The 18,258-nt window shown below is 31.4% G+C and carries 24 protein-coding genes and 1 tRNA gene; 16 read left to right on the top strand and 9 right to left on the bottom strand.

All coding sequences use genetic code 11. The annotated features are described in order from the left end of the window. Window positions 1–59: 59 nt before the first annotated feature. From TOPB45_RS06180 to metG, 13 genes are all read left to right on the top strand, one after another. A complete protein-coding gene (locus TOPB45_RS06180) occupies window positions 60–1,673 on the top strand; it encodes a GGDEF domain-containing phosphodiesterase (RefSeq protein ID WP_013909980.1) in 1,614 nt (537 codons plus the stop codon). Next, window positions 1,670–2,101 carry a GAF domain-containing protein gene (locus TOPB45_RS06175; RefSeq protein WP_041430356.1) on the top strand — a complete coding sequence of 144 codons (432 nt, stop codon included), beginning with the start codon at window positions 1,670–1,672 and terminating at the stop codon, window positions 2,099–2,101. The genes TOPB45_RS06180 and TOPB45_RS06175 overlap by 4 nt, the downstream gene beginning before the upstream one ends. Window positions 2,102–2,209: 108 nt before the next feature. Continuing rightward, window positions 2,210–2,614, top strand: coding sequence for a GAF domain-containing protein (locus TOPB45_RS06170; protein WP_041430355.1), 405 nt, complete (start codon window positions 2,210–2,212; stop codon window positions 2,612–2,614). A 31-nt stretch (window positions 2,615–2,645) separates the two neighbouring features. Next, window positions 2,646–3,266 (top strand): HD-GYP domain-containing protein, encoded by a 621-nt coding sequence (locus TOPB45_RS06165; protein ID WP_041430354.1) that lies wholly within the window; start codon window positions 2,646–2,648, stop codon window positions 3,264–3,266. A gap of 51 nt (window positions 3,267–3,317) precedes the next feature. Further along, window positions 3,318–3,394 (top strand) — tRNA-Met (locus TOPB45_RS06160). Between the two features lie 106 nt (window positions 3,395–3,500). Beyond that, window positions 3,501–4,541: a bis-aminopropyl spermidine synthase family protein gene (locus tag TOPB45_RS06155; RefSeq protein ID WP_013909979.1), complete on the top strand. Its 1,041-nt coding sequence runs from the start codon at window positions 3,501–3,503 to the stop codon at window positions 4,539–4,541. A gap of 3 nt (window positions 4,542–4,544) precedes the next feature. Then, window positions 4,545–5,108, top strand: coding sequence for an elongation factor P (efp, locus tag TOPB45_RS06150; RefSeq protein ID WP_013909978.1), 564 nt, complete (start codon window positions 4,545–4,547; stop codon window positions 5,106–5,108). Window positions 5,109–5,132: 24 nt separating this feature from the next. Continuing rightward, complete coding sequence (locus tag TOPB45_RS06145) at window positions 5,133–5,483, top strand: hypothetical protein (protein ID WP_013909977.1); 351 nt, start codon at window positions 5,133–5,135, stop codon at window positions 5,481–5,483. Between the two features lie 70 nt (window positions 5,484–5,553). Next, the gene (locus TOPB45_RS06140; protein WP_013909976.1) at window positions 5,554–5,754 is read left to right on the top strand and encodes a Trm112 family protein; all 201 of its coding nucleotides are present in this window, start codon (window positions 5,554–5,556) and stop codon (window positions 5,752–5,754) included. Next, entirely contained in the window at window positions 5,741–6,274 is a 534-nt protein-coding gene (locus tag TOPB45_RS06135; protein WP_013909975.1) for a DUF4416 family protein, read from the top strand. Before TOPB45_RS06140 ends, TOPB45_RS06135 begins: the two co-directional genes overlap by 14 nt. Then, the gene (moaA, locus tag TOPB45_RS06130) at window positions 6,264–7,223 is read left to right on the top strand and encodes a GTP 3',8-cyclase MoaA (RefSeq protein WP_013909974.1); all 960 of its coding nucleotides are present in this window, start codon (window positions 6,264–6,266) and stop codon (window positions 7,221–7,223) included. The genes TOPB45_RS06135 and moaA overlap by 11 nt, the downstream gene beginning before the upstream one ends. Continuing rightward, the gene (locus tag TOPB45_RS06125) at window positions 7,224–8,099 is read left to right on the top strand and encodes a PSP1 domain-containing protein (RefSeq protein WP_013909973.1); all 876 of its coding nucleotides are present in this window, start codon (window positions 7,224–7,226) and stop codon (window positions 8,097–8,099) included. Continuing rightward, window positions 8,089–9,642, top strand: a complete 1,554-nt coding sequence (gene metG, locus TOPB45_RS06120; RefSeq protein ID WP_144011494.1) for a methionine--tRNA ligase — start codon at window positions 8,089–8,091, stop codon at window positions 9,640–9,642. The genes TOPB45_RS06125 and metG overlap by 11 nt, the downstream gene beginning before the upstream one ends. On the opposite strand, the gene TOPB45_RS06115 is transcribed toward metG, so the two are convergent. From TOPB45_RS06115 to TOPB45_RS06075, 9 genes are all read right to left on the bottom strand, one after another. Next, window positions 9,639–9,980, bottom strand: coding sequence for a histidine triad nucleotide-binding protein (locus tag TOPB45_RS06115; RefSeq protein ID WP_013909971.1), 342 nt, complete (start codon window positions 9,978–9,980; stop codon window positions 9,639–9,641). The genes metG and TOPB45_RS06115 overlap by 4 nt on opposite strands. Window positions 9,981–10,206: 226 nt before the next feature. After that, window positions 10,207–11,388 carry a carbohydrate porin gene (locus tag TOPB45_RS06110; RefSeq protein ID WP_013909970.1) on the bottom strand — a complete coding sequence of 394 codons (1,182 nt, stop codon included), beginning with the start codon at window positions 11,386–11,388 and terminating at the stop codon, window positions 10,207–10,209. 87 nt (window positions 11,389–11,475) lie between these two features. Further along, complete coding sequence (gene feoB / locus TOPB45_RS06105; protein WP_013909969.1) at window positions 11,476–13,620, bottom strand: ferrous iron transport protein B; 2,145 nt, start codon at window positions 13,618–13,620, stop codon at window positions 11,476–11,478. Beyond that, the gene (locus TOPB45_RS06100; protein ID WP_013909968.1) at window positions 13,617–13,847 is read right to left on the bottom strand and encodes a FeoA family protein; all 231 of its coding nucleotides are present in this window, start codon (window positions 13,845–13,847) and stop codon (window positions 13,617–13,619) included. The genes feoB and TOPB45_RS06100 overlap by 4 nt, the downstream gene beginning before the upstream one ends. 82 nt (window positions 13,848–13,929) lie before the next feature. Next, window positions 13,930–14,538, bottom strand: coding sequence for an HD-GYP domain-containing protein (locus TOPB45_RS06095; RefSeq protein WP_013909967.1), 609 nt, complete (start codon window positions 14,536–14,538; stop codon window positions 13,930–13,932). Between the two features lie 4 nt (window positions 14,539–14,542). Then, on the bottom strand, window positions 14,543–15,301 hold the full coding sequence (locus TOPB45_RS08630) for a GGDEF domain-containing protein (RefSeq protein WP_013909966.1): 759 nt from the start codon (window positions 15,299–15,301) through the stop codon (window positions 14,543–14,545). 4 nt (window positions 15,302–15,305) lie between these two features. Next, the gene (locus tag TOPB45_RS06085; RefSeq protein ID WP_013909965.1) at window positions 15,306–15,623 is read right to left on the bottom strand and encodes a FeoA family protein; all 318 of its coding nucleotides are present in this window, start codon (window positions 15,621–15,623) and stop codon (window positions 15,306–15,308) included. Beyond that, window positions 15,599–15,952 (bottom strand): DUF2325 domain-containing protein, encoded by a 354-nt coding sequence (locus tag TOPB45_RS06080; RefSeq protein ID WP_013909964.1) that lies wholly within the window; start codon window positions 15,950–15,952, stop codon window positions 15,599–15,601. Before TOPB45_RS06080 ends, TOPB45_RS06085 begins: the two co-directional genes overlap by 25 nt. Before the next feature lie 69 nt (window positions 15,953–16,021). Then, the gene (locus TOPB45_RS06075) at window positions 16,022–16,414 is read right to left on the bottom strand and encodes a NifB/NifX family molybdenum-iron cluster-binding protein (protein WP_013909963.1); all 393 of its coding nucleotides are present in this window, start codon (window positions 16,412–16,414) and stop codon (window positions 16,022–16,024) included. A gap of 221 nt (window positions 16,415–16,635) precedes the next feature. Between TOPB45_RS06075 and TOPB45_RS06070 the strand changes: the two genes are divergently transcribed. The 3 genes from TOPB45_RS06070 to TOPB45_RS06060 are packed head-to-tail and all read left to right on the top strand — an operon-like array spanning window position 16,636 to window position 18,229. After that, window positions 16,636–17,151, top strand: coding sequence for a bifunctional nuclease family protein (locus TOPB45_RS06070; protein ID WP_013909962.1), 516 nt, complete (start codon window positions 16,636–16,638; stop codon window positions 17,149–17,151). Window positions 17,152–17,162: 11 nt separating this feature from the next. Further along, window positions 17,163–17,798, top strand: coding sequence for a histidinol phosphate phosphatase domain-containing protein (locus TOPB45_RS06065; protein WP_013909961.1), 636 nt, complete (start codon window positions 17,163–17,165; stop codon window positions 17,796–17,798). Continuing rightward, a complete protein-coding gene (locus TOPB45_RS06060; protein ID WP_013909960.1) occupies window positions 17,768–18,229 on the top strand; it encodes a hypothetical protein in 462 nt (153 codons plus the stop codon). The genes TOPB45_RS06065 and TOPB45_RS06060 overlap by 31 nt, the downstream gene beginning before the upstream one ends. Window positions 18,230–18,258 lie beyond the last annotated feature (29 nt).

Here is an 18,258-nt window from a genome sequence, read left to right as displayed (position 1 = left end):
TTAATTTTAATTATAAATTCATTTTTTCATAATACAAACAGTATAGTATAATTAAATTTATGATCTTTAAAAATTTACTTACTGAAGAAAAAGTTAAAGAAATTATTTTCAAAGCTTTGGAAAATTCTGACATTTTTTGTTTAATTACTGATTCTGAAGGAAAAATTCTTTATTCAAATGAGGGAGTTTTAAAAATTACAGATTATCAGAAAAATGAACTTATTGGAAAATCTATCTATTCCCTTTTAATTAATGCTTCTGAAATTGAAAAATTTTTGAAATCTAAAAAGGTTTTTAAAGGTTTTATTCAAGGAAAAAAGAAATCTGGAATAAACTTTCATCTTTATTTAGAAATTTTCCCTATTAGAGAAAACAAAAAAATAACAGGTTTTGTTTATTTAGGAGAAAAAATTTTAGGAAAAGAAAAATTACATAAATTTTCAAATGCAGAGGAGTTTGATATTATTACCGGGCTTCCTCATGAAAAGGCTTTTTCTACAGTAATTACTACACATATTAATAGATATAATGAACCATTTACCTTATTAATAGCTGATATATGTGGATTTTCAGATTTAAGTATAACCTATGGAATAGAATTTTCTGAGGTCTTACTTAAAAAAATCACAAAAAGAATAAAAACCTTTCTTCCTTCTAAAAGTTTTATTGCCAAAACAGAGGCAGATGAATTTTTAATTGCCCTTTTTAAAACTACTAAAGATGAAATAGCAATTTTTGTATCAAATTTTTTTGAAAAGTTTTTAGAACCTTTTGTAATAAATGAAAAATCAATAGTTGTAAGTTTAAACATTGGAATTTCTTTTTTCCCAGAAAATGGAAAAACTTACGAAGAACTCTTTAATAAAGCTAAAATTGCCCTTGAAAGAGCAAAGAAAAAAGGAGAAAATACCTTTTCGGTTTATGAAGAAAATTTGGAAAAAGAAATTAAAAATTCTCTTTCTTTAAAAGAAAAGTTAGCAAATTTATTAAAGGAAAAAAAATTTGTTCTTTATGGTCAACCTTATTTTTCAACCTCAAATAAGGAAATTTCAGGAATTGAGGTTTTGCTAAGGATAAGGGAAAATGAAAAAGTTGAGTCTATAGCTACTGTAATAGATTTTCTTGAGAATTCAGGATTGATTTTAAAAATTGAAGATTTTCTTTTTGAGGAAATTAAAAAAATTGGAACCAAAACCAAAATTCCTCTTTCTATAAACCTTTCAGCAAAATCTTTTCTCTCTTCAGAAATTTTTTCAAAACTTGCTGAGCTAAGAAGAGCACTTAATTATCCTTTTATTTGTGAGATTACAGAAAGATTATTTTTAGAAAGAGAGGCTTTAGAAATCATTAAAAAGATAAAAGAACTTGATATAAAAATTGCTATAGATGATTTCGGAACAGGATATTCATCCCTTTTTTATATTGAAAATCTTCCTATTGACATAATAAAAATCGATTATAGTTTTATAAGAAGAATGCTTGATGAGCCAAAGGCTTTGGCGATTGTTCAGACAATTATTGACCTTGCCAAAAAGCTTGGTATAAAAACAGTTGCCGAAGGGGTTGAAAATGAAGAACAGTTTAGGATTTTGAGGCTCCTTATGTGCGACTTTGTGCAAGGGTATTATTTAAGTGAACCAGTTCCTATAGAAGATCTTATTAAAGATAGATGAAGAGGAATAAGATTCTTCTTTCTCTTTATAAGGGAATAAAGGAAATCATAAAAGCCTTAAGTTTTAAAGAAAGGGCTGAAGCTGTTTGTAAAATCTGTGTTAAAGATTTAGGGTTAAGCCTTTGTTGGATTGGTAAAAAGGAAAAAGACGGATCGGTAAGTGTTTTTGCTCAATATCCTTTTGATCATCCCTATCCAAAACTGATAAAGGTAAGATGGAATGAATCTGATTATGGAAAGGGTCCTACTGGAAGAGCTATTAAACTTGGAATACCGCAAATTTTAAGGGATGTGGAAACTCCAGAATACAAAGTTTGGCTTTCTGTAGCTAAAAAATACGGATTTAAGTCTTCTGCTGCCTTCCCCATAAAAGATGAGAAAGGAGAGGTTCTGGGAAGTCTAAATCTTTACAGTAAAAAGAAAAATTAATTTTCTTCTGAAACTATTGAGATTTTCAATTCCTTTTCAGATCTTCTTGGTCTTGCCTTCAGAAACGCTTTTCTTTTTGAAAAGGCAAATCAAAGATTAAATAAAATCATGGCTTTAAGGAATATTGACCTTGCCATACTTTCAAGTTTTGATATAAGGGTTATTTATGATGTTTTTCTTCATGAAATGGTTTCTTTACTTCAAATAGATGCAGTAAGTTTACTTGAATTTGATGAATTTACTCAAGAATTCAAGTTAAAAGTCCAAAAAGGGTTACCAAATGAAGAGCTTAAAAAACAAAGCATTAAAATAGGTAGATTTATTCCTGGAAAAGCTGCAAAGGAAAGAAGAATTATAAAAGCAAGCTTGGAGGAAATGGATGAACTATTGAGAAAAAGGATTATGGAAGAGCAAGGTTTTAATATTTATTATGCTTCTCCAATGATAGCCAAAGGAAAAATTCTTGGAATGGTTGAGATTTTAAGAAGAAGAAGAAGAAGAAGAATGGATTGAGTTTTTTGAGGCTTTAACAGGGCAAGTTTCGATGGCCTTTGAGAATGCAAAGCTTTTATTTGAGCTTCAAAATGCTAAAGAGGATCTCCTTTTAGCTTATGATCAGACGATTGAAGCCCTTTCCTATGGTCTTGATTTAAGGGATAAAGAGACTGAAGGACATTCTCAAAGGGTAACAGAGCTCACAGTAAAAATTGCTGAGAAATTTAGGATAAGGGGAGAAAAATTAAGATATGTAAAATGGGGAGCTTTACTTCATGATATTGGAAAGCTTGGAGTTTCTGATAGTATTCTTCTCAAGCCCGGACCTTTAACTGAGGAGGAATGGGAGATAATGAGGAAACATCCTGAATATGGGTATAACATGCTTAAGAAGGTTGATTTTCTTTTACCTGCTTTAGAGATTCCTCTTTATCATCATGAAAAATGGGATGGTTCAGGATATCCGAAAGGCTTAAAAGGGGATGAAATTCCTCTTCCTGCAAGGATATTTGCTGTGGTTGATGTATGGGATGCTTTGACCAATGAAAGACCCTATAGACCTCCCTGGAGCAAAGAAAAGGCTCTTGAATATATTATTTCTCAATCAGGTAAACATTTTGATCCGGAGGTTGTTAAGGTCTTTTTAGAAGTTATAAAGGAATATTTATAGCTCTTGACATCTTTAAAAAGTTCATTATATTTTAATTAGCTTTTTTAAGATCGCGGGGTAGAGCAGCCTGGTAGCTCGTCGGGCTCATAACCCGGAGGTCGTGGGTTCAAATCCCACCCCCGCAACCAATTTTTTCTCTGAGAAATAATTAAATTCTAAATATATTCTCAAGATCTTACTTAAGGGATTTTAAACCAAGAATTTTTAGAAAAATTTAATTATAAAGGTGCTTTAGTGGGTGAATTAGAGAGAATAAAAAAGCAAATCTTAAGACAACTTGTTAAAAAACCTTCTACTTTCTGGGAATTAATAAATTATCAAGATTCACATATAGTTACTTTCTTACAAGCTATTAAGGATTTGTTAAATGAGAAACTTATAATATACGAAAAACCCTTTTTTCATATTAATAATAATTTAGATGTGCCTCCTTATAAAAATCCTGGATGTCTTATGTGTTCTCCTTTTACTGAAGATATTTTTTGGAAAAATATTTTAGATAAATTTTTAGAATTAGTTAAAGATAGACCTCTTCCTACAAGTGATTTTGATCAAGGATTTATAAAACCAGAAGATACCTTAAAAAGAACTGCTTTTATTTATAAAAGGGGAGATCTTGAGGATTCAGAAATTTTTATACTGGGTGATGATGATCTCATTTCCTTAAGTATGGCTCTTACAAAGCTTCCTAAAAGAATTGTCGTGGTAGAAATTGATGAAAGAATTAATAAATTTATCAAAGAAAAGGCTAAAGAAATAAGATATGAAAATATAGAAGTTTATAATTATAATGTTATTTATGAGCTTCCGGAGGAGTTAAAGGGTAAATTTGACATATTTGTGACTGATCCGGTAGAAACTGAAAAGGGTTTAAAGTTATTTATTAGCAGATGTATTAGTGCTCTAAAAGGTAAGGGGTCAGCAGGATATATGGGATTTACTCATAGAGAGGCATCTCTAAGAAAATGGTATGATTTTGAAAAATTTCTTCTTGATTCTGGATTCGTCATTACTGATATTTTAAGAGATTTTACTACCTATCCAGAAAAGGAAAATCAATGGGAAGATTTTTATCGCACCTATAGAATCATGAAAGAATTTGATTTGGATTTACCAAATGTGGATTGGTATAAATCTTGTTTTATAAGATTTGAGGTAGTTGAGGGACCAAAAATACTAAATATACCTATGCCTAAGGATTTAGAGGAATTATATTTTGATGAAGAAGCCTGGGCTACACCTCTTCCTTCTTTTTTAGAAAAAAAGGAGGGGTAAACCATGGCTTACACAACCTCAGATTTTAAAAAAGGCTTAAAGATTGAATGGGAAGGTAAATTGTATGAAATTTTAGATTTTCAACATGTAAAAGTCTCTAAAAATCAACCTACTGTAAGAACAAAATTAAAAGATCTTGCTACTGGTAGAGTTTTAGAGGTAAATTTTAGAGCTGGAGAGCGTTTTGAAAAGCCGGATTTTCAAGAAAAGGAAATGCAATATTTATATAAAGAAGGAGATCAATATGTTTTTATGGATTTAGAAGATTATGACCAAGTTTATATAAAAGAGGAAGATGTAGGAGAAGCATCAAAATATTTAAAAGAAAATTTAAATGTATATGTTTTATATCATAAAGGGAAAGTGGTAAGTATAGAGCTTCCTAATGTAGTTGAATTAAAAGTAATAGAAACTGAGCCTGGAGTTAAGGGAGATACAGTAGGAACCGCAACTAAACCTGCAAAACTTGAAACAGGACTTGTAATTCAAGTCCCTCTTTTTATAAATGAGGGAGATATAATAAAAGTTGATACAAGAACAGGAAAATATTTAGAAAGAGCTGGTTAATAAGCTCTTTTAAAATATTTTTAAATGGTTTATTACATAAGAGCTAAAAGCTATTATAGATATGCATTAGATTTATTTAAAGATTTTTCTAAAATAAAAGGAAATCCTTCTGAACTTCAAAAAAAAGCTAAAGAAATTTTTAATTTAGGATTAAAAGCTGTCTGGGCACTTTCTTATGTATTTCCTCCTGAAAAGCCTCCTGAATTTGAAGAGCTTTGGAGAAAAACTGTAGAATCTTTAGACCCAGATGATGTAGGAAAATTAGAAAAAATTAAAAATGTTATTTTTTTTGAAAAACCTGAAGAAGAAAAAATTATAGAAAATATTAGGCTTTTTTTAGAAATCATCAAAAAGGTATTACAACCTATTCTTTAAAAATTCAATTTTTATCTTTTAAATTCATTATTTGCATAAACTCTGAAAAGTGATATTATAAAAAAATCTTATGGAAAAAGCAAAAATTCAAGAATATTTAAAGGTATTAGCTTGTCCTAAATGTAAAGGAGATTTAATTTATAAAATATGGAATGAGAAAGAGGGATTTTATTGTAAAAAATGCGAACTTTTTTATCCTATAGAGGAAGATATTCCTATAATGCTTATAGAAGAAGCTATCCCTCTTTCAGAAAAAAATGAGTCATCCTAAAAGTCCACCTCCACAACTTTATTTTGTTGCTATTACAGGTAAAGATTTAGATTTATGGGAAAAGGCTCTTGATCTTTTAAAACCTGAACTCGGCTCCCCTATCTTTCAATCTAAAATTTATGATTTTTCATCTTTTACTTCTTATTATGCTAAGGAAATGGGAGAAAACTTAAAAAAGGGAATTTATTTTTTCGAAAAATTAAAGCCTCCTGAATATTTAATTGACCTTAAATATAAATGTTACGAAATTGAGAAGAATTTTGCTGATTCTTTAGGAAATAGAAGAATTAATTTAGATCCAGGTTATTTAGGTCTTTCAAAAGTAGTTCTTTCAACTTTTAAAGACTATGCTCATAGAATATATTTAGGTAAAGGTGTTTATGCTGAAGTTACTCTAATTTATAGAAATAAGACCTATATGGAACTTCCTTGGACTTATCCAGATTATAAACAACCTGAAATTATAGAAATCTTTAATAAGGTAAGAGCTTGGTATAAGGAAAATTTAAATGTTAATTGATCATTTAGGAAGAAAGATTGAATATTTAAGGGTTTCTGTAACAGATAGGTGCAATTTTAAATGTATATATTGTTTTACTCATCAAAATTGGAAATGGCTTCCTCATGAAGAAATATTAAGATTTGAAGAAATAGAAAGTATAGCAAAGGTTTTTGCTAAATTAGGTGGGAAAAGAATAAGATTAACAGGTGGAGAACCTCTTTTAAGAAAAAATATAGAATATTTGGTAGAAAAACTTTCCCAAATTCCTGAAATAGAAGACCTAAGTCTTACTACAAATGGCTCTTTTTTAGAAACTCTTGGCGAAAAACTTAAAAAAGCAGGATTAAAAAGAATAAACATAAGTTTAGATACTTTAAATAAAGAAAAATTTGAAAAACTTACAGGAACTTCTGAATTTGAAAAAGTTCTTAGAAGTATTGATATAGCTTTGGAATTGGGATTTAATCCTGTAAAAATAAACACTGTAATAATAAGAGGTTTTAATGAAGATGAGATTTTAGACCTTGCTAAGCTTACTTTAGAAAAACCCGTTGAAGTTAGATTTATAGAATTTATGCCCATAGGAAAAAATAGCTTATGGAATGAAAAACACGTTGTTACTATAAAAGAAATAAAAGAGGTTTTAGAAAGTTTTTCTGAACTAATTCCTGATTCTTCTTTTGGTGGGGGACCAGCTAAAGTTTTTAGATGGAAAGAAGCAAAAGGAAAAATTGGGTTAATTTCTCCTATTTCTGAACATTTTTGTCATAAATGTAATAGATTAAGAATTACTGCAGATGGAAGATTAAGACCTTGCCTTTTTTCTGATAAGGAGATAGATTTAAAACCTATTTTAAGAAAAGGTGAAGGAACTTTGGAAGAGGCTTTTTCTTTAGCCTTAAAAATAAAACCCTCTGAACATAATTTAAATTTTACTTTAAAACCTATGAGAGCTATCGGGGGATAGATGTATAAAAAGGAAAACACAAAAGGTATTTGGTTAAGTTTAGGAACTCTAAAAAAGGGATTTCCAGACCAAGCTCTTAAACTAAATAAACCTTTGCTTAAAGGAAATTATGTCCTTGCGAAATTACCAGACGGAAGAAAAGAAGTTTTTATTTTAACAGAAAATTCTTATAAATTACCTTTTAATGTAGAAGGTATCCCTTTTGTTATTAGAAAAGCAACCTTTAAGGAGATTAAAGAGTATGAGAAAAAATTAGAAATAGAAGAAAAGGGGAAAGAATTTTGTTTACAATTTGCAAAAGATCTTGGGATAGAAATGAATTTGGTAAGAGTTGATTGTTTCTTTAATAGAAGCAAAATTATCTTTTATTACACCGCAGAAGGAAGGATAGATTTTAGACAATTAGTAAAAGAGCTTGCAAGGGCTTTGAGAATGAGGATTGAAATGAGACAAATCGGGGTCAGAAATGAAACTGCTCTTATAGGAGGAATAGGATATTGTGGGAAAGAATTTTGTTGTGCCAAATTTTTAAGACAATTTATCCCGCTTTCTATTAGAATGGCAAAAGAACAAGGACTTATTTTAGACCCTAATAAAATCTCCGGTCCCTGCGGAAGACTTTTATGTTGTTTGGCTTATGAAGAAGATATTTACAAAGAGTTTTTACAGGATTTACCTAAAATAGGGAACAAAATAAGAATTAATGGAGAGCCCTATAAAATTTTAAAATACAATATTTTCCAAAAGGTAGCCTATTTAGAAAATAAAGAAGGACAAATAATTCAAATTCCAGTTTCCCAAATAAAGATTTTAATAGAAGAAGAAACTGAAGAGGTAATGGAGGAAGAGAAATTAAAAGAACTTGATGAAGGGTAAAAAAATGATGAGGATATACCTTACTACACCAATTTACTATGTTAATGCTTATCCCCATTTGGGGCATGCTTATACTACAATTTTAGTAGATTCTTTAGCACGCTTTTATCTTTTAAAGGGCTGGAAAGTTTTTTTTCTTACAGGAACAGATGAACATGGGGATAAAATCCAAAAATCTGCAAAAGATAAGGGAAAAGAACCTCATGTCTTTGTAGATGAAATAAGTTTAGCTTTTAAAATTACCTGGGACTACTTTGGAATAATTTATAACAAGTTTATTAGAACAACCTCCCAGGAACATAAAAAAGTTGTCCAATATATTTTGCAAAAACTTTATGAAAAAGGAGAAATATATCTTGACGAATATGAGGGACTTTATTGTATTGGTTGTGAGAGATTTTTAACTTCAAAAGAACTTGATGAAGAGGGAAAATGCAAAGATCATAAAATTTATCCACAACATATAAAAGAAAAAAATTATTTTTTTAATTTAGAAAAATATAGAGCTTGGTTAAAGGATTATATTTCTAAAAATGATTTAATTTATCCGGAATTTTATAAAGAGGAAGTTTTAAATATGCTTGAAGAAGAACTTCCACCCCTTTGTATTTCCCGTCCTAAGGCAAGACTTTCTTGGGGAATAGAGCTTCCCTTTGATTCTAATTATGTAACCTATGTATGGTTTGATGCTTTAATTAATTATCTTTCTGGAATAGGCTATCCTGAAAATCCAGAATGGAAAGATTGGTGGATAAATGCCCATCATTTTATTGCAAAAGATATTTTAAGGCCCCATGCTATTTATTGGCCCATTATGCTTAAAGCAATGGAACTTCCTATTTATAAAAAACTTCTTGTGCATGGATATTGGTTAGTTGATAAATTAAAAATGTCTAAATCCTTAGGTAATATTGTTGATCCCATTGAGGTTGCTAAAAAATTTGGGAAGGATCAGTTAAGATACTTTCTTTTAAGAGAAATGGCATTTGGCTATGACGCAGACTTTAATATTTCTTCTTTCATAACGAAAATAAATGCAGATTTAGCTAATGATTACGGAAATCTAATTTATCGCACCCTTAATCTGGTTGAAAAATATTTCGAAAGTAAAGTTCCTTCCTTAGATGAGCTAAAAGATATAGATAAAGAATTTTTAGAAGAAGTAAGGTCTGCACTTATAGAATATGAAAAATATTTTTCTCAATTTCTTTTTTATAAAGCTTTAGAAAGACTTTGGGAAGCTATAAGAAGAGGAAATGTTTATATAGATAGGACTACTCCTTGGAGTGAAATAAAAAAGAAAAATGAAAAAAGGGCTGGAACCATTATAAGAGTGCTTTTAGAAAGTATTAAAAGTTTTGCAATTGCTCTCTACCCAGTTATGCCTGAAACCTCTAAAATTCTTTTAAATAACTTATCTTTAAGCGAAAATGAGATTAATTGGGAAAATGTTTTTAGATTTAATTTACTTAAAACCGGAGCTCAAATAAGCAAAGGAAAACCTTTATATCCAAGAATTGAAAAGATACCTGAGGTTTCTTAACCTGGAGGCCAACCCATCGTTCTTCCTGCTAAGACATGGAAATGAAGATGAAATATGGTCTGACCAGCTTCTTCCTTACAATTAACAACTACTCTATATCCTCTTTCATCAAAACCAATGTCTTTAGCAATTTTATTTATCACTAAATAAATATGCCCTATAAGCTCTTTATCTTCCTCTGTTACTTCTAAAAGTGTAGAAATATGTTTTTTAGGAACAACCAATATATGATAGGGTGCTTGAGGATTAATATCATGAAAAGCAACTACTTTTTCATCTTCATAAACAATGTTAGAAGCAATTTCTTTATTAACAATTTTACAGAATATACAGCTCATAGTAATTCTCCTACAATTTTTATTGTATTATAAGGTTATAGCTTGCAAAATAGAGAGGGACAGGACTCCAATTTTTGTAGGCTTTTAAGCTTCCAAAGGAGCCTGCCCCTCCGTCCCTCAACATCCAATAAATTGGTTACTTTTCCCACTCCTTTCTTAACATCCTCCTATAATTTCTTATCTTTAAAAAAATTTTAAAAATTAAAAAAATAAAGTCAAGAAAAATTTAAAAAGAAAGATTCCATCTAAATCCAACTATAAATCCTTCTTTATCTTCGCTACTTTTTTTATAATTATCTTTCATGTATTGAAAATCTAAAGTTAAATCAGATTTTAGCTTCTCATAGGAAAATAGATTAAATTTTGCATAAGCCTCAACAGCATGTGTATTAGAAATGTCTGCTTTATCAGCTCCATCTAAATAGGCATATCCAATACCTATTTCATTTCCTTCTCTACCAAGAAAGCAGAAAGGTATATTAAAGCCTGCTGAAATGTAATAATCATAATCAACTTGGGTATCATCATCCTCCCAAGCACCGAGTAAGAAAAATCCGATTGGATTTTTACTAAAGGGATTTTTAATAAATCCAAGATCTTGGTCAATTACTACTCCTAAACCATAGCGAGAATCTTTACCTTTTCCATTCCTTTTATAAAAATCATTGCTTGTATACCATCCAAATATTTTATAATTTCCTTCTCCCCATTTTGATTTTAAATTATATCCAAGTTGAAGAGCATAATATTGATAAAACCCTTCTTTTGCTTCTTCTTCTCCTTGTGGAATTCCTATTTCAGTTTTGGTTGTCATTCCAAGGGCTCTTAAAGTAAAGGGACCTTTTGTTAATTCTGCAACTATTCCTAAATCATAACTTGGAGGTGTAAAATTAGCTGGTGGGTCTACAAAAACCTCATTCATAAATTGAGTAATTTCATCATCAGCAAAACGGTTGTCAGCAATGTATTTTGTTGCATCTATAATTCCTGCAGTAATTTTTAAAGATGTGTCATTGCTAAAATTAAAAGTATGGGCGTACCACAGTTCTAAAATATTATCTTGCTGTTTATGTCCATTTATATTTTTTACATCATCTTCTAAATCATCAGCATTAGGCTTAAGTTTAAAGGGGGAAACATTTTCTGGTTTCAGCCCATTTCCACTTGCAAAGCTTCCAAGAACATAAAATTCATTATTTTCAGTGGGTTTAAAGCTTAACCCAAGGTCAATTGCCCCTGAGCCTCTATTTTTACTTTTAATATTTGATCCATCTAACCATTGATAAACTATGGTAGAAGTCCCTTCAAAGGATAATTTTTCATTTACTTCAAAACCCCATCCCGGAAGTGCCTGAGCACTAATCAATGTTAATCCACTTAATATAACAGCTAAATCCCTTTTTCTCATTTTTCCACCTCCTCTTTATGTTTTCAAAAAATTTTCACACATATTAATATGTAATTAAAATTTTTGCAACAATATAATTAAAAAATTTTAAAAAATTAATCTTGCAAATTGATAAACCAAAAAAGATACTATCCAAGCGGTTGTTAAGGTAACAAGTATGATCTGCAAAACAAATTTTAAGGACACTGCCTCAGTCTTAACCGCTGCTGCATAAACCATGCAAGGAAAATAAAGAAGAGTAAAAACCATAAAAGATAAGGCTGAAGCAGGGGTAAATCTTTTTTGGAGCTCGGATAAAATTCCCGCACCTTCCTCTGGTACTTCTGCAGAAATACTTACCACCCTAAAAGAAGAAACTAAATTAAGTCCAGCCTCTTTGGTTTTTTCAGCAAAGGTTAAAATCAAATCTTTTAGGTCATCTTTAAAAGATAAGCTCTTTTCTTCGCTTTTTTCTTCTTCTCCTCCGTATATTTGAGCCATCGTTGAAACAACTACTTCTTTTGCAGGAAATCCTGTTAACAAGCTTGCACTACTTGCCCAATCCCCAAATCCAAGAGGTTTAAAAACCGGAGAGATTACGTGTCCCAGTTTACCTAAAACTGAATCTTCAGGTTTTTCGGGCTTCCAAGGAAGGTTTAACGCCATCCATACGATAATATTAAAAGCTAAAATCCAAGTTCCTGCTTTTATTACAAAATGTCTTAGTTTTAGCCAGGTATGAATAGCAAGGTTTTTGAGCGTAGGCATACGATAAGGTGGAAGCTCCATAATAAAGGGAGCCCCAACTCCTTTAAAATAAGTTTTATGAAGAATAGTTGCTATAGTAAGAGCTACTACGATACCAAGTACATAAAGAAAAAGTAATACTTCTGCTGAATAAGATGCAAAAAAGGCAGAAACAAATAAGGCATAAACAGGAAGTCTTGCTCCACAAGACATAAAAGGTATTACAAACATAGTAAGTTTTCTTTCATGCTCTTGTTCCATAGTTCTACAAGCATAAACTGAGGGCACATTACAACCAAACCCCATAAGTAAAGGTATAAAAGCCTTTCCTTGAAGCCCAAAAGAACGCATAATCCTATCCATAAGAAAGGCTGCTCTTGCCATGTATCCTGTAGCTTCAAGAAAGGTTATCATAAGCATTATCATTCCGATTATAGGAATGAAAGATAATACCGTTCCTACCCCTCCTACGATACCATCAAGTACAAGAGAACTCAACCAATCTGCTGCACCAAGGGAAGAAAGTCCAGCCTCTATCCATTTCTTAAAAATCTCATTTATAGCCTTATCTAAAAAATCTATATAAGGATTTGCCACATCAAATGCAATTTTAAAGGCAATCCACATAATTAAGAGAAAAAGAGGTATACCTAAGACCCTATTTAAAACAATTTTATCAATCTTTTCTGTAAGGGTTTCTCTACGAATTTCAGGACGTTGAAGAACCTTTTTTGTAACTCCTGTTGCTAAACCATATCTTATATCAAGAAGATAATCATTAAGCCCTACCTCATGAACAGTTTTTATATGACTACTTATGTTTTCTATCTCCTTTTTATCAAACTTAAGTCCTAATTTGTTTATTAATTCATCATCTCCTTCTAAAATCTTAAAAATTACACCTAAACTAATTCTTTCTAAATCTGGATTAAAAGCTTTAAGATGAAATACAACTTTTTCTATCAAGTTTTCTAAATCCTCTCCATAAGGGAGCCTCTTAGGAACAAGCTTTTTCTCGAAAACTTCAACCAAAGCCTCCTTAAGTTCCTCAATTCCTTGCTCTTTTACTGCAACCGTTGGAACAGCTCTTACTTCAAGAATCTGCTCTAAAAGTGGTATATCAACCTTATATCCGAGCCTTTTTGCTTCATCAAACATATTTAAAGCAAGCACTAAAGGCTTTTCAAGCTCCATAAGCTGAACTACAAAATAAAGATTTCTCTCAAGATTGGTGGTATCAACCACACATAAAATAACATCATAATCCTCAAGAAAAAGAAAGTCCCTGGCAATAGCTTCATCAATGCTGTAAGGAGTTAGACTATAGGCACCGGGTAAATCAATAAAATGGAGAGTATATTCTTTATAGGAAAGTTTCGCTTCTTTCTTTTCAACAGTTACTCCTGGCCAGTTACCAACCTGAAGTTTGGCTTTAGCAATAGCATTTATCAAACTTGATTTACCTGTGTTTGGATTCCCTACTACTGCTATTTTTATTTCTTTCATGATAACACCTCCACTTCAATTAATTCTGCTTCTTTTTTTCTTATGGATAGATGATACCCTCTAACTACTACGTCAACAGGGTCTGCAAGAGGAGCAACCCTAACAATCTGAAGTTCAACTCCAGGAGTTATCCCCATTTCTTTTAAGCGCTGTTTTACCAAAGGTGGACCTTCTACAGAAAGTACTTTTACTTTTTGTCCAATTTTTGATTCTGAAAGTTTTGGCATTTCCTCGACCACCTCCTGTAAATTTTTTATATTAATCCTAAATAAGCTTTTATTTTTTGTTCCACGTTAAGAAAGGCTTCTACTACCTCTGGGTCAAATTGAGAGCCTGCACCTTTTTTAACTCCTCTAAGGCTAAATCAAAACTTAGAGGTTCTCGGTAAGGGCGTCTATCTATCATAGCTGAAAAAGCATCAGCCACAGCTATAATCCTTGCAGAAAGAGGTATTTCTCTTTTTCTAAGTCCATAAGGATAGCCCTTACCATCCCATCTTTCATGGTGATAAAGTATCATTTCTATTACCCCACCTTTTCCTTGAAAAATTTTAATATTTTCAAAGCATTTTGCTCCAACAACTGGATGTTGTTTGACTAATTGCCATTCTTCCTTGGTTAAAGGTCCTGGCTTTTTTAAAATACTGTCAGGCAAGGAAAACTTTCCTACATCATGGAGATGCCCTCCAATGTGAATTAGGTCTGCAACCTTTGGAGGTAGCCCTAATTCTAAAGCAAGCATATAACTAAAAACTGCCACCTTCTCAGAATGATCTTTAGTAAAAGGATCTCTATTCTCCATAAGGTTGACCAAAACTTCACAAATTTGATGTACCGTAATCATCAAAGTTTTACATCTCTCAAGTTGGCAACAAAGCTCTTCAATTTCAAAATCATAAAAATGTTGTCTAATTAACATAGGACTACTCCTTACAACTAAATACTAAATTTTTACCAAGCCGTTTAGCCTGATAAAGGGCTTTATCAGTTATTTCAATAAGTTTTTCTAAAGGTCTAATAGGGGGAGCTCCACAAACTCCAAAGCTTAAAGTAACTCTTAACCCTTGGTCTTGCCAATAAATGATATGGTCAAATATTTTCCTTCTTATACGTTCTGTTATGAGTTTTCCTAAATCGATGGTGGTATTTTTAAAAAACAAAACAAATTCTTCCCCACCCCACCGAATAGCAAAGTCAGTTTTTCTAAGGCAGTTTTTAATAATTTGGGCAATCTCTTTTAAAACTTGGTCTCCTGCTTGATGCCCAAAGGTGTCATTAATTTTTTTAAAATTATCTATATCTGCCAAAACAAAACAATAAGGAGGATTAGTTAATTCTCTCTTTAGTAAATTTTCAGCAAATTGCCGGGTTAAAAGCCCTGTTAATTGGTCAAATCTGGCAAAATCTCTTAAAATCTCATAAGAAGATTTTAGGGGTCTTACTAAAATCTGCTTAAGGATACCTCTCTCTAAAGCAATCCTGCTTTCATCAATTTTAACCACCATACGCTCTCCTGAGAGATCTTGATGAATGACCTCTAAAATAGTTCCCTCTTGGATTCCAATACTTTTTAGTCTCAAGCTTAGATCAAAATCGGAAATACAAATCACCTCAACCGGCTCTTCTAAAGGAATTTCAGATAAAGGGTAAAGGGGAAATTTACCACATTTTCGAATGCTCATCCCTTTACCCTCTTTTTATTACTTTTATTCCCATAGCTACCCTTCTGCTTAGAGCTATAAAAGTTTCTCCTACTTTAAGAAGCATAGGATTACCGGGTCTGTTTTGTTTTACTTCAACTATTTGCCCAGGTTTTAATCCCATAGAACTTATCCTTTGGCAAAACCTTCTTCTCCTTCTAAAACAATGCCCCCAACCACCCCAACCTCCTGGACCACCCCAAAATTCAGCCTCTAAACTTAGATCAGGAAGAGAATAAATTTCCCCTACCTCTCCCTCTCTTAAAAGTCCTAAAGGAACTATTTCGTTTCTCTTTCCAGACATCTTCCCTCCTGTAATTTGTTTTGCATTTCATTTTCAATTGGAATTGAAATTTTATTTGAATTTTTAATTTCGTCAATAATCTTTTTTATTTCACAGAGACCTTTTTTATGGCAAAAGATGCATTTTGTTTTATCAATTATTTTTGCTAAATTAACAAGCTCATGGGACACACAACCAGTGATTACAATTATATAATCTGCTGAATTGAGAGTATGAAATGCATAAGGGCACCACTTATTGATAAATTTAAGTTTAACACCAATCTTTTTAGAGTATTGTTCTAATTGGTTTTTAAATCGGTCATGTCCTCCTAAAACTACAACAGTCATAAAATACCTCCTGCAATTTTTAAGGGGCGGATAGAAGTTTTTTTACTCCTATCCGTCTCTTTTTAAAAATTATTTAACTTCTTCCTCGCATGCGCCATGTTCTCCAGCATGTGGTTCTTCTGTTGGGGCTGTCAAAGGAGAAGCAAGTTCTCCAGCTTTAACCGCATTCAATACATCTTGAACTTTTAGTTTTGGTCCTGGATAAACCTTAACTTCTGCATCCTTAAGCATGTTAAAAGGTCTTGGACCGATAAGTTCAACCACAACCGCTTTAACTCCCTTTTTAATAAGAGTATCAGCTAAGGTCACCCCTCTTCCGGCTGGAAGGTTCCTTGCAGTATTTTCCATCACCTCTACTTCTCCAGTTTCTGTATCATAAATAAAATAATGGGTAGCAGTAGCAAAATAGCGAGCATAAGCTGCATCAACGGAATTTCCTAAGGCTGCAATTGCTACTTTCATAACCCACCTCCTTTTTGATTTTGAATTTGATTTTCAATTTTAATTATATAAATTTTTTTTTTTTTTTTTTTTTTTTTTTTGTCAAGAGGTTTTTTTAAATTTTTCTAAAAATTTTCATGTACAAACTTTTTTGAACAATAAATCTGTTGACAATTTTCAATAAAGACTTAGTATATTATTTACAGTATCAGATAAAATATCTGAAAGGAGGGATAGAAGGGATGAAAATAAAAATGGTTATACATGGAATAGCGATGGATCCTCTATCAAATAGTCCGGTTATGCTTCTAAAAGAAGTTGACGGAGATAGAATTCTTCCTATTTGGATAGGAGTTTTAGAGGCAACTTCTATTGCTGCAAAACTTGAAAATATTCAATTTCCAAGACCTTTAACTCATGATTTAATGAAAAACATTTTTGATTTTTTAGGTGTAAAGATTCCAAAAATAGAAATCGTAGATCTTAGGGAAAATACTTACTATGCTATTATCACTCTTAATATTGAAGGAAAAACTTATGATATTGATGCAAGACCAAGCGATGCAGTTGCTCTTGCCTTAAGAACAGGAGCTGAAATATTTGTAAATGAAGAGGTATTACAAAAAAGTCAACTCTATACTGAAACTCCTTCAACTGAAAAAGAAGGAGAATTGGTTGTTACTACTGAAGAAGAAAAAGAGAAACTTAAAGAAATTTTGGAAAATCTTGATCCTAAGCTTTTCAAATACAAAATGTAATTTAATTTTCAATGATAGATTTTCATTGCCATTCAACTTTTAGTGATGGAGAACTTATTCCTGCTGAAATATGGAGAAGAGTAAAAGTTTTAGGATATTCAGCTATAGCTATTACAGATCATGCAGATCATTCCAATTTTGAATTTATTATTAAAAGTTTATTAAAAATAAAAAATGTATTTCAAGGCTTAAAACCTCGGCTTATTGTAGGAATAGAGTTAACCCATGTCCCTCCAGAATTTATTCCAGAACTTATAAAAGATTCAAGAAAATGCGGAGCAGAAATTGTAGTGGTTCACGGAGAAACAATTGTAGAACCAGTTGCAGAGGGCACTAACCTTTCGGCTATACTTGGAGGAGCAGATATTTTAGCTCATCCCGGGCTTATAAAAGATGAGGAAGTAAAATTAGCTGCTGAAAAGGGAGTATTTTTAGAAATTTCTGGAAGAAAAGGTCATTGTTTCACAAATGGACATGTTGTTTCTCTTGCCAAAAAATATGGTGCCAATTTAATAATTAATTCTGATGCTCATAGCCCTTCTGATCTTTTAACCAAAGAACTTGCTTTAAAAATTGGATTAGGAGCAGGCCTTACCTTAGAAGAAGTAGAAAAAATATGGGAAATAGCAAAGAAGAAATTCTTGTAAATGAAGCACTTTCAATACTTAAAAATATTTTCAAAGAAAAGGGATATTATGGAAACTGCTTTTTTGAAGAAGGAAACTATCAATTTTCCTATAAAGAAAAACCTTTTAACATCTTCATCCCTTTAATTATTAAATACAATTCTAAACCTTTACTTATAGTAGATTATAAGCCTCAAGAAAATTTAACCCCTTCAGAAAGAGGTATAATTGCTTTAGCAAGAGTTTTCTTTGATCCCCCACCCTACTTTGCTTTAATCACCAATTTAAAAGATTTTGTTTTAATAGATGTATATACTCAAAAAAAGGAAAAGGGAGGAAAAGAAATAATACCAGATTTTTCGGAAATTAAAAAATATGAACCAAAATTAATAAAAAACTTTAATATAGAAATAGAAAAGAAAATTCTTGCTATTTACTTAAGTGGAGGTTGAAAGGGAGGGGTTTGCAGATTGTAAGTCTG

Source organism: Thermodesulfobacterium geofontis OPF15, from assembly GCF_000215975.1.
GTDB classification, from domain to species: domain Bacteria; phylum Desulfobacterota; class Thermodesulfobacteria; order Thermodesulfobacteriales; family Thermodesulfobacteriaceae; genus Thermodesulfobacterium; species Thermodesulfobacterium geofontis.
The sequence above is the reverse complement of the archived record's forward strand: the minus strand, read 5'-3'. Positions and strand labels throughout refer to the sequence as shown.

Coding starts and splice junctions, on each gene's coding strand:
- TOPB45_RS06065 (WP_013909961.1), top strand. CDS start 17,163: ATGATAGATTTTCATTGCCATTCAACTTTTAGTGATGGAGAACTTATT.
- TOPB45_RS06170 (WP_041430355.1), top strand. CDS start 2,210: ATGGCTTTAAGGAATATTGACCTTGCCATACTTTCAAGTTTTGATATA.
- moaA (WP_013909974.1), top strand. CDS start 6,264: ATGTTAATTGATCATTTAGGAAGAAAGATTGAATATTTAAGGGTTTCT.
- TOPB45_RS06180 (WP_013909980.1), top strand. CDS start 60: ATGATCTTTAAAAATTTACTTACTGAAGAAAAAGTTAAAGAAATTATT.
- feoB (WP_013909969.1), bottom strand. CDS start 13,620: ATGAAAGAAATAAAAATAGCAGTAGTAGGGAATCCAAACACAGGTAAA.
- TOPB45_RS06135 (WP_013909975.1), top strand. CDS start 5,741: ATGAGTCATCCTAAAAGTCCACCTCCACAACTTTATTTTGTTGCTATT.
- TOPB45_RS06145 (WP_013909977.1), top strand. CDS start 5,133: ATGGTTTATTACATAAGAGCTAAAAGCTATTATAGATATGCATTAGAT.
- TOPB45_RS06140 (WP_013909976.1), top strand. CDS start 5,554: ATGGAAAAAGCAAAAATTCAAGAATATTTAAAGGTATTAGCTTGTCCT.
- TOPB45_RS06100 (WP_013909968.1), bottom strand. CDS start 13,847: ATGCCAAAACTTTCAGAATCAAAAATTGGACAAAAAGTAAAAGTACTT.
- TOPB45_RS06165 (WP_041430354.1), top strand. CDS start 2,646: ATGGCCTTTGAGAATGCAAAGCTTTTATTTGAGCTTCAAAATGCTAAA.
- TOPB45_RS06175 (WP_041430356.1), top strand. CDS start 1,670: ATGAAGAGGAATAAGATTCTTCTTTCTCTTTATAAGGGAATAAAGGAA.
- TOPB45_RS06070 (WP_013909962.1), top strand. CDS start 16,636: ATGAAAATAAAAATGGTTATACATGGAATAGCGATGGATCCTCTATCA.
- TOPB45_RS06075 (WP_013909963.1), bottom strand. CDS start 16,414: ATGAAAGTAGCAATTGCAGCCTTAGGAAATTCCGTTGATGCAGCTTAT.
- TOPB45_RS08630 (WP_013909966.1), bottom strand. CDS start 15,301: ATGAGCATTCGAAAATGTGGTAAATTTCCCCTTTACCCTTTATCTGAA.
- TOPB45_RS06080 (WP_013909964.1), bottom strand. CDS start 15,952: ATGACTGTTGTAGTTTTAGGAGGACATGACCGATTTAAAAACCAATTA.
- TOPB45_RS06085 (WP_013909965.1), bottom strand. CDS start 15,623: ATGTCTGGAAAGAGAAACGAAATAGTTCCTTTAGGACTTTTAAGAGAG.
- TOPB45_RS06110 (WP_013909970.1), bottom strand. CDS start 11,388: ATGAGAAAAAGGGATTTAGCTGTTATATTAAGTGGATTAACATTGATT.
- TOPB45_RS06125 (WP_013909973.1), top strand. CDS start 7,224: ATGTATAAAAAGGAAAACACAAAAGGTATTTGGTTAAGTTTAGGAACT.
- TOPB45_RS06060 (WP_013909960.1), top strand. CDS start 17,768: ATGGGAAATAGCAAAGAAGAAATTCTTGTAAATGAAGCACTTTCAATA.
- metG (WP_144011494.1), top strand. CDS start 8,089: ATGAAGGGTAAAAAAATGATGAGGATATACCTTACTACACCAATTTAC.
- efp (WP_013909978.1), top strand. CDS start 4,545: ATGGCTTACACAACCTCAGATTTTAAAAAAGGCTTAAAGATTGAATGG.
- TOPB45_RS06095 (WP_013909967.1), bottom strand. CDS start 14,538: ATGTTAATTAGACAACATTTTTATGATTTTGAAATTGAAGAGCTTTGT.
- TOPB45_RS06115 (WP_013909971.1), bottom strand. CDS start 9,980: ATGAGCTGTATATTCTGTAAAATTGTTAATAAAGAAATTGCTTCTAAC.